Consider the following 8,792-nt stretch of genomic DNA (forward strand, 5'->3'; position numbering starts at 1 on the left):
CTATTCCCATAATATATCCTTTATTATTTATTCTATCTATTAATGGTGATGAGAGTCTAATCCACTCTCATGACCTTCTGGTGCGTATGCGTATGAACTTGAGATACCTCTAAGTCTTATTACAGCTGCCTTAACTACTTTTAGTGTGTAGTCTAACTCATCTTGTGTGGTGTAGCGGCTCAGTGAAAAACGGATAGCTGTATGTGCCAAGTCTTCTGCTGCACCGATAGCTTCCATTACTGAGTTTGCTTCTAGATCTTCACTTGCACAAGCTGAGCCTGTACTTGCACCGATACCTGCACGGCTAAGATCCCATAACATAGATTCACCCTCGATACCTCTAAATGAGATAAGGATGGTATTTGGTGTTCTTTTTTCTCTTGGTGTTACAACAAATGTATCTTCAAGCTTGAGGAGTTCATCTTCAAAATTATCTCTCATCTTTCTGACCTCAGTCATCTCGTAATCTAAAGAATCAACAGCTTGTTCTATGGCTTTACCCATACCTACGATACCAGGAACATTGAGCGTACCTGAACGGTATCCACCCATTTGTGCTCCACCATGAAGTAGAGGCATAAGTTCTTTGCCTTTTTTGATGTAGAGGGCACCCACACCTTTAGGTCCATGGAACTTATGTGCTGAGAAGGTAAGGTAATCTACATTAAATGACTGTACATTTACAGGTGTTTTACCTATGGCTTGTACGGCATCTGTATGAAAAAGTACATTGTGCTTTTTACAGATATCACCGATCTCCTGAACAGGAAAGATCGCACCTGTTTCATTGTTCGCCCACATAACTGACACTAGAGCAGTTTTATCAGTAATGCTCTCTTCTACTGACTTTGCCTCTATAAGTCCTTCATGGTTGATAGGAAGGTAAGTCACTTTAGCACCCATGTTCTCTAAAAACCTTGCAGTTGCCATAACAGAAGGGTGTTCTACTTCAGAAATAATGATGTGGTTCTTTTTACCTGTTAAAATGTATTCAAAATAGATACTCTTGAGTACCCAGTTATTACTTTCTGTTGCACAAGAAGTGATAACAACAGAATCTTCCCTAGGTGCATTGATACCAGCATATATTTTTTCCATACCAACTTTTATACCAGGATGTGTATCACTGGCAAATATGTGTAATGAGTTTGGATTACCATACTTTTGTACAAAATAAGGTTCCATTTCTGTGAAGACCTGAGGGCCTACGATAGTTGTTGCATTATTGTCTAAATAGACTTTCATTTTTTCTCCTTTGAATGAAAAGCTTTCCATCCAAATTTTTTATTTATAACGATACTCATTTTAATTAAGACTAAATTAGTCCTAATTAGTTTAGAGCATAATACGCTGTTATTCTTAAATTAACATAAAATTTAAGTTAAAGAAGACAATTATACTCCTAATTAAATTATTTTTACTTGATATAGCGTGCAAAGTTGTGTAAATTAAGGATATTTTGTAGAGTTTATAGAAAGTACATAAGAACCAAATACGGAGATTTTCCGTTTTTGGTTAAAAATTAGATGGGGTAGGCGTATTGATAAGGTTATAAAATTCACTTCTGGTACGTTCATCACTTTTAAAGAGACCACGAAGGGCAGAACTTACTGTCGTTGAGTTGATCTTTTGAACACCTCTCATCTCCATACACATATGGCGTGCATGAACCACAACTGCCACACCCTTAGGTTTGATTGTTTCCAAAATAGCATCTGCGATCTGTTCAGTCATTTGCTCTTGTATCTGCAAACGTCTGGCATAGACATTAACGATACGAGGGATCTTGGAAAGGCCTACTACTTTACCATCTGGTATGTATGCCACATGTGCACGCCCTATAATAGGAAGCATGTGATGTTCACACATAGAGTAAAACTCGATATCACGTACCAATACCATTTCATCATTACTTGTACTGAAAAGCGCTTGGTTGAGTATCTCTTTTGGATCTTGACCATAACCCTCTGTAAGAAACTTCAGGGCTTTAGCAACACGGCTGGGTGTTTGAAGTAAACCTTCACGTGTAGGATCTTCTCCTAAAAGTTCAAGGACTTTGGTCACAGCCTGTTCAAATTCTTCTTCTTTATTCATCATGGTAACCTATATACTTATTTTTCACATTGTAGCCAAACTCCAATAAATCCATACCCGTTATGAATTTATTTTGCTGAACAGTTTAACTATTTTCTATTATTTATTGGAACGCTTTTGAGCAAAGCCCAAAAACTACGTTGTCACTGTGACTACTTCAGCAGTAGGCTCATACGAATAGTCGTATTTTAGAAAATTACTATATAGATTGACTATTTTTTCATCTACTTTGGAGATAGCAATTTTTTGTATTTCTGCTTCACTAAAGTAATCTATCTGTTCGGGGCTTGTTTCATAATAGAGATAGACTTTGCAGATGAGTTTAAAGTGGGTATAGGCATGGGTGACTTCACCTATATACTCAGCAGCACAATGTGGAATCTCTACACTTTCAAATCCCCATAGCCCATGTAAGAATTTTCCTTCTCTTTGTGTCAGAGATAGTTTATCATCATAAACATGGAGAAGAATGTTTTGTACCCTTGTTGGCACCACACGTATCTTTTTTGTAGGATAGAGTAAAGGTTCTTCTTTCCCTTCACAGATATCATCAAGAGGACAGATCTCACACTTGGGATTTTTAGGCAAGCAAATGGTTGCGCCTATATCCATCATCGCCTGATTATAATCAAAGGGATTGAGCTTGTCTACCAAGATATAGGCAATATCCCAAAGCTCTTTATCCTTCGGAGTTCTAAGTTTCTGTAAACGACAAAGTATACGTTTGACATTGGCTTCCATAATAGGCACGGGTTGATGAAATGCAAAGGCAGCGACTGCATGTGCAGTGTTTTTACCTATACCCGGAAGTTTTATGAGTTCATCTATGTTAGTAGGCAGTTGATCTACAAGTGTAGCGGTCTTGTGTAAATTTTTTGCACGATTGTAGTACCCAAGACCTTCCCACATTTTCAATACATCATCCAAAGGGGCCTCACCTAAATGCTTAAGTGTAGGAAAGCGTTCAATAAAAGGAATATAGTATCGTTCAAGTACGGTTTTGACCTGTGTTTGTTGAAGCATCACTTCAGAGAGGTAGATATAATACGCTTCATCTGTGTTACGCCATGGAAGGTCCAGTCGTCCATATTGCCGATACCAGTTTTGGATATTTTGGTGGGTTTGTGTATACATGATGAGATTATAGCACGTGTTGCTTTGTACGTTTAGAATGTTATAATTAGCTAAAATAGACTACACACAGATAAAGGATAAAAATGAAGTTGAAAAGAATAACATCTTTGGTCATGCTTTGGTCCATGATCATGATGACATATACAGGGATTATTCTCTACATTTCACCTCACGGGAGGGTAGCCTACTGGACGAACTGGGAGTTATTTGGATGGAGCAAGGATCAGTTTGCCGATATACATACAACATTTATGGCACTGTTTATTTTAACCACACTGCTGCATGTTTACTATAACTGGACACCCCTGCTCAGTTATATGAAAAACAAAGCTAAAGCATTTGTGTTTTTCACCAAAGAAATGGTTGTGGCGATAGTGATTATGTTAGTGTTTTTGTTTGGTACACTTTTGACAGCACCGCCTTTTTCTACTTTTCTTGAGTTTGGAGACGAGATAAAAGAGAGTTGGGTTGAGAAAAGTGAAGAACCTCCGTATGGACATGCAGAAGAGTCTACACTCAAAGATTTTTCTCAAAAGACAGGGTATGAGCTGGATCAGGTGTTAAAAGTCTTGGCTGTGCACAATATCACTGCTTCAAAGTCACAAACCTTGGAAGATATTGCTATGAAAGAAGGAAAAAAACCAGGTGAAATTTTTGGATGGATCACTTCCTCGTTGGGAGAGAATAGACCTGAAAACCAGATCACAGGACTTGGAAGAAAATCTTTTGAAGAAATTGCCAAGGAATTGAATATGGACAGTGAATTGCTTTTACAAGAGCTGGAAAGTATGGGTATCAAAGCAGAAAAAAAAGATAAATTTAAATCTACAGTTGAAAAGCAGGGATTCAATGCCAGAGAGGTAATTGATGGGTTTTCGAATAGATTTTTAAAAGAGAAATGAGTCGAAAAATAACTTTGTGAGACAGTACTTCTTTTAACGTTTAGTTTATCGTATGGTTAAACACTTATTAATATAAGTTCTATTATCATAAGATATACTATTTAACAATATAAGGAGTGAAAATGAGAATAAATAAGGTAATACTAGCGTTTCTAATGCTTGTAGGGATAGCGCAAGCTGACGTAAAGTCAAACATGGCAGAAGTGAAGTTAACTGCAGAGCTTCATGGTTCTAAAGGTAATGCAATAGGAGAGCTAGACGCACTTATTAAAAAGCTAGATACCATCGGTTACTCTACTGTAGCAGCCAATAAAGATATCCAAGTACACTATTACAATAAATTTAAAGAGAAGACTTTAGAGATGATCTCTTTCTTTGGACTTGTGAACAAAGAAGCACTTAGACCACTGTTACTACATAACCCGGATTTTGGTGCCTATGCTCCATATAACTTTTTTGGGTATAAAAAACTTGACGCAGCAGAAGATGATAACACATGGTACGGACACCTTGCTCCAGATACGATGTTAGATATTATTGGTGAAAAAAATGCTGATCAGCGAAAAGCATTTACAGATATGATTGAGTCTTTCGATGGATTGATGAAAAAAGAGATGAAACCAACAATGTCACAAAAGTTTGAGCATACTAAGCCATTACCGAAAAACGGGATTACAAGAATGGTGAAAAAGTTTGAAACACCGGATGATATGGAAACATTTGTTGAAGACTTTGTGATGGATCATGATGGACGTTTCTCTAAGCATAACTTTATTATTGCAGGATTTATTGATTTTAAATTTGAGTACAGTGATATGGATCTAGAATTTGACAAATATGATGCATACTGGGTTTCTATGCTTTGTCACTTTGAATTTTCAAACTCTATCTTCAACAGAGGTATCCCTGAAGCAGGTATGTTCGCACCATGTTCAGTTTACTTCTACATTCCTAAAGGAACAAATGAACTTCACGTAGGGTATGCAAGTGTAGATAACTGGATCAATGCATTGAACTTTAAAGACCAAAAACGTATTGATTATATGAGAGCGATCGATGCAGAAGTAGTTGAGACATTTAAAGAGATGGGATTCGAAGTAGTAACTTTAGGTAAAGACTAACAGGCTGAACCAAATTTGGTTAAACAAATATAATAAAAGGGAAATACATGAAATTTACTAAAATGACATTAGCGTTTTTATTGGCATTCATCACTGTACAAGTAAGTGCAGAGGGAACTAAACTGGATATAAGTGCACCTGCACCGGAAGTACTTAGTACTTATTACGCAGCCAAAGCACAAAGTGCAGATAAAGTGAAGTCAAAATTGAAAGCCAATGGTTTTTCTATTTTGGCAACGACGGAACCGATCAAAGGTTCGACGGTTATTACAGTTACGAACAAAGAGTTGAAAAATACAAACTCTTGGTTGGCAACACTGAATGTACTTGTAAATGAAAAAGAAGTACGTGTGCAAAATCCATCATACTTTGGTGCAGCATACCTTCAAGACAAGTTTAAATATGGTCAGTTTGCCGGCACACTGAAGTCTCTTCAAAAAGCGCTTGGTGATCTTTATACAGTTAATGATGAGTTCAAACTTTCAAAGTTGGCTAAATACCAATTTATGATGGGTATGGCTTATGTAGAAGATACGATCGTAGTAGGTGAAGGTGCAGATCTCGATACAAAGCTTAAAGACAACAAATATGTAGCTTATAGCCTTAAGCTTCCTAATGGATCAACGCTTGTCGGACATAGTTTAAGAAGCAGAACAAATAAATTTCTTCTTAAGATCGATGCAGGGCACAATGCACAGGTCTTGCCATACAGAAGTATGATCAAAGATGGTAAAGCAGAGATGTTAGACCCTAAATACTACCTGGCAGTTTCTTTGCCTCTTTTAAGTATGGGAGAGTTTATGAAAATAGCTTCTGCACCAGCTGAGATAGAAAAAGATATTAAAAGATCATATAAATAGTGTGACCCCTAAGCTGTCCGGAATTACTTTGGACAGCCTTTTTAATAACCCCCTTCTCCCCTATAATTTTAATGCTTATTGGTATTTCAACATTATTTAGATAAAATCACGTAATTATATATAAAGGATTGTAGTGAAAGTTACAGTAAACAAAGTAGATGACGCAAATGTAATCGTAAGTGGTACTATAGAAAACAGTGCTGTTGAAGAAAATATTAACAAGATGGCTGTTCAAGCTGGTAAAGAGATGAAAGTAGATGGATTCAGAAAAGGTAAAGTACCTGCACACGTAGTGAAAAAACTACATGGTGACAAACTTGCACAAGATGCTGAAGGTGAAGTACTTAAAGATCTTATCGATGCAGGCATTAAAGAAGCAGGTATCAATCCGGCAGACATTCTTGGTCAACCGACATTTAAAAAGTATGATAAAAAAGATTCTGGTATTGACGTTGAAGTAGAAGTTTCTATTAGACCGGCATTTGAAGCAGAAGGTCACATGGATGTGCTTCCTGCCTTTAACAGACCGGCAGCATCAGAGAAAGAAATAGAAGAAAAACTTGCAGAGATCGCAGCACAGCAATCACCTTATGAAAAGATCAAAAGAAAACGTATGGTAAGAGATGGCGATATGGTTCTTATAGACTTTGAAGGTTTTGTGGATGGTGTAGCATTTGATGGCGGTAAAGCAGAGAAGTTTAACCTAAAGATCGGTTCAGGTCAATTTATCCCAGGATTTGAAGAGCAGATCATCGGTATGAAATACGAAGAAGAAAAAACTGTAACAGTGACTTTCCCGGCTGAATACCAGTCAGCTGATCTTGCGGGTAAAGAAGCAGAGTTTAAAGTAACACTTCACGAGATCCAAGAACAAGTACCTGCTGAGCTAAATGATGAGTTGGCAAAAAAACTTCTTCAAGGTGAAGAAAATGCAACACTTGAAATGCTTACTGAAAGAGTAAAAAAACAGATTGAATCAGCAGAAATTTCAAAAATTTATAATGAAGATCTAAAACCAAAGCTTGTTGAAGCATTGGTTGAAAAATTTGATTTTGCATTACCAAACAACATTGTTGAACAAGAGATCGATGCGAAGATCAATGCAAAAGCAAGAGAGATGAGTGAAGATGAGCTTAACTCTTTCAAAGACAATCCTGAGAAAGTTGAAGCACTTCGTGAAGAAGTAAGAGCAGATGCTGTTGCATCTGTAAAAGCAACCTTTATTGTAGATGCATTGGCGAAGAAAGAAGAAGTAGCTGTAGATGATCAGGAAGTATCACAGGCTATTTACTATGAAGCGATGATGAGTGGTCAAGATCCACAAGAAGTTATCAAGTATTACCAGGACAATAATCTTCTTCCAGCTGTGAAGATGGGTATGATCGAAGATAAACTTTTTGGTAAGATGTTAGGTCTAGATAAATAAAACAAATGCGTAGACAGCAACAAACGTTGCTGTTTGCTTTGTTAACTTATAGAGTGTATAGTTGAGTTGATATTCAGATCTATTTAACTATATATTATTAAAGGTAAAAAATGAGCTATATTCCATACGTTGTAGAACAAACAGGTAGAGGAGAGAGATCTTACGATATCTATTCACGATTGCTTAAAGACCGTATTATTATGCTAAGTGGTGAGGTAAATGATCAAGTAGCCTCTACCGTTGTAGCACAACTTCTTTTTCTTGAAGCACAAGATCCAGACAAAGACATTTACTTTTACATTAACTCTCCGGGAGGTGTGATCACTTCGGGGCTCTCTATGTTCGATACAATGAACTACATCAAACCGGACATTGTCACTATCTGTATTGGGCAAGCAGCATCTATGGGTGCCTTTTTACTTGCTTCAGGTACAAAAGGTAAACGTTATGCTCTCCCGCATGCACGTATCATGATCCACCAGCCTTCAGGTGGTGCACAGGGACAGTCAACGGACATCCAGATACAGGCGCAAGAGATCCAAAGACTCAAGGACACACTCAATGAGATCTTGGCAGAACAGACAGGCAAAACAGCAAAACGCATAGAAAAAGACACAGAACGTGATAACTTTATGTCTGCTGCAGAGGCTATGGAGTATGGTCTCATAGATAAAGTACTTACAAAAAGTTTTACAGCATAGAGAAAGTACATGGTTAGAGAAATAGTAGTATATCCAGACAAAAGACTAAAGCTTATCTCAAAAGAGGTAGAATCTTTTAATGGTTCCTTGCATGATCTGCTTGATGATATGTATGAGACGATGCGTGCCAGTAATGGTGTGGGTCTTGCAGCTATTCAGGTAGGTGTTGATCTAAGGGCACTGATCATCAATATTCCTCTAGAGGATAAAGATGCTGGGCATGACCAGCCTAAAGAAAATACCTTAGAGATGATAAACCCTGTTATCATTGAAAAAGATGGTAATGAAAAATTTCAGGAAGGGTGTCTTTCTATCCCTGGTATCTACGAAGAGGTAGAGCGTGCAAAACATGTTAAAGTGGAGTATTTTGACAGAGACGGCAACAATCATACCATAGAAGATGATAACTTTCTTGCTATCGCGATACAGCATGAGATGGATCATTTGGACGGTAAGGTATTTATAGAAAAACTCTCTTATATGAAGAGAAAGAAATTCGAAAAAGAGTGGAAACGAAGACTAAAAGAGGCATAAGCAGCAATCTTGCACTTTGA

General features: G+C 37.3%; 9 protein-coding genes. 6 read left to right on the plus strand and 3 right to left on the minus strand.

What is annotated here, in order from left to right:
* Positions 1–39 precede the first annotated feature (39 nt).
* The 3 genes from ABYK33_RS11005 to ABYK33_RS11015 all read right to left on the minus strand — a co-directional run bounded on the left by ABYK33_RS11005 (position 40) and on the right by ABYK33_RS11015 (position 3,228).
* Positions 40–1,245, minus strand: a complete 1,206-nt coding sequence (locus ABYK33_RS11005) for a NifS family cysteine desulfurase (protein WP_373033255.1) — start codon at positions 1,243–1,245, stop codon at positions 40–42.
* A 270-nt stretch (positions 1,246–1,515) separates the two neighbouring features.
* Positions 1,516–2,094 (minus strand): GTP cyclohydrolase I FolE, encoded by a 579-nt coding sequence (gene folE, locus ABYK33_RS11010; protein ID WP_373033256.1) that lies wholly within the window; start codon positions 2,092–2,094, stop codon positions 1,516–1,518.
* Between the two features lie 135 nt (positions 2,095–2,229).
* Complete coding sequence (locus ABYK33_RS11015) at positions 2,230–3,228, minus strand: A/G-specific adenine glycosylase (RefSeq protein WP_373033257.1); 999 nt, start codon at positions 3,226–3,228, stop codon at positions 2,230–2,232.
* Positions 3,229–3,311: 83 nt separating this feature from the next.
* On the opposite strand from ABYK33_RS11015, the gene ABYK33_RS11020 reads away from it, so the two are divergent.
* From ABYK33_RS11020 to def, 6 genes are all read left to right on the plus strand, one after another.
* Positions 3,312–4,130 (plus strand): DUF4405 domain-containing protein, encoded by an 819-nt coding sequence (locus ABYK33_RS11020; RefSeq protein WP_373033258.1) that lies wholly within the window; start codon positions 3,312–3,314, stop codon positions 4,128–4,130.
* Positions 4,131–4,252: 122 nt separating this feature from the next.
* Positions 4,253–5,251: a hypothetical protein gene (locus tag ABYK33_RS11025; protein WP_373033260.1), complete on the plus strand. Its 999-nt coding sequence runs from the start codon at positions 4,253–4,255 to the stop codon at positions 5,249–5,251.
* A 47-nt stretch (positions 5,252–5,298) separates the two neighbouring features.
* Positions 5,299–6,111, plus strand: coding sequence for a hypothetical protein (locus tag ABYK33_RS11030; protein ID WP_373033261.1), 813 nt, complete (start codon positions 5,299–5,301; stop codon positions 6,109–6,111).
* A gap of 133 nt (positions 6,112–6,244) precedes the next feature.
* Complete coding sequence (gene tig / locus ABYK33_RS11035; RefSeq protein WP_373033262.1) at positions 6,245–7,537, plus strand: trigger factor; 1,293 nt, start codon at positions 6,245–6,247, stop codon at positions 7,535–7,537.
* Positions 7,538–7,647: 110 nt separating this feature from the next.
* Positions 7,648–8,238, plus strand: a complete 591-nt coding sequence (gene clpP / locus ABYK33_RS11040) for an ATP-dependent Clp endopeptidase proteolytic subunit ClpP (RefSeq protein WP_373033263.1) — start codon at positions 7,648–7,650, stop codon at positions 8,236–8,238.
* A 9-nt stretch (positions 8,239–8,247) separates the two neighbouring features.
* Positions 8,248–8,772 carry a peptide deformylase gene (def, locus tag ABYK33_RS11045; protein WP_373033264.1) on the plus strand — a complete coding sequence of 175 codons (525 nt, stop codon included), beginning with the start codon at positions 8,248–8,250 and terminating at the stop codon, positions 8,770–8,772.
* The last annotated feature ends 20 nt before the right edge of the window (positions 8,773–8,792 follow it).

The organism is Sulfurovum sp. (assembly GCF_041562805.1).
In the GTDB taxonomy this organism is placed as follows: domain Bacteria; phylum Campylobacterota; class Campylobacteria; order Campylobacterales; family Sulfurovaceae; genus Sulfurovum.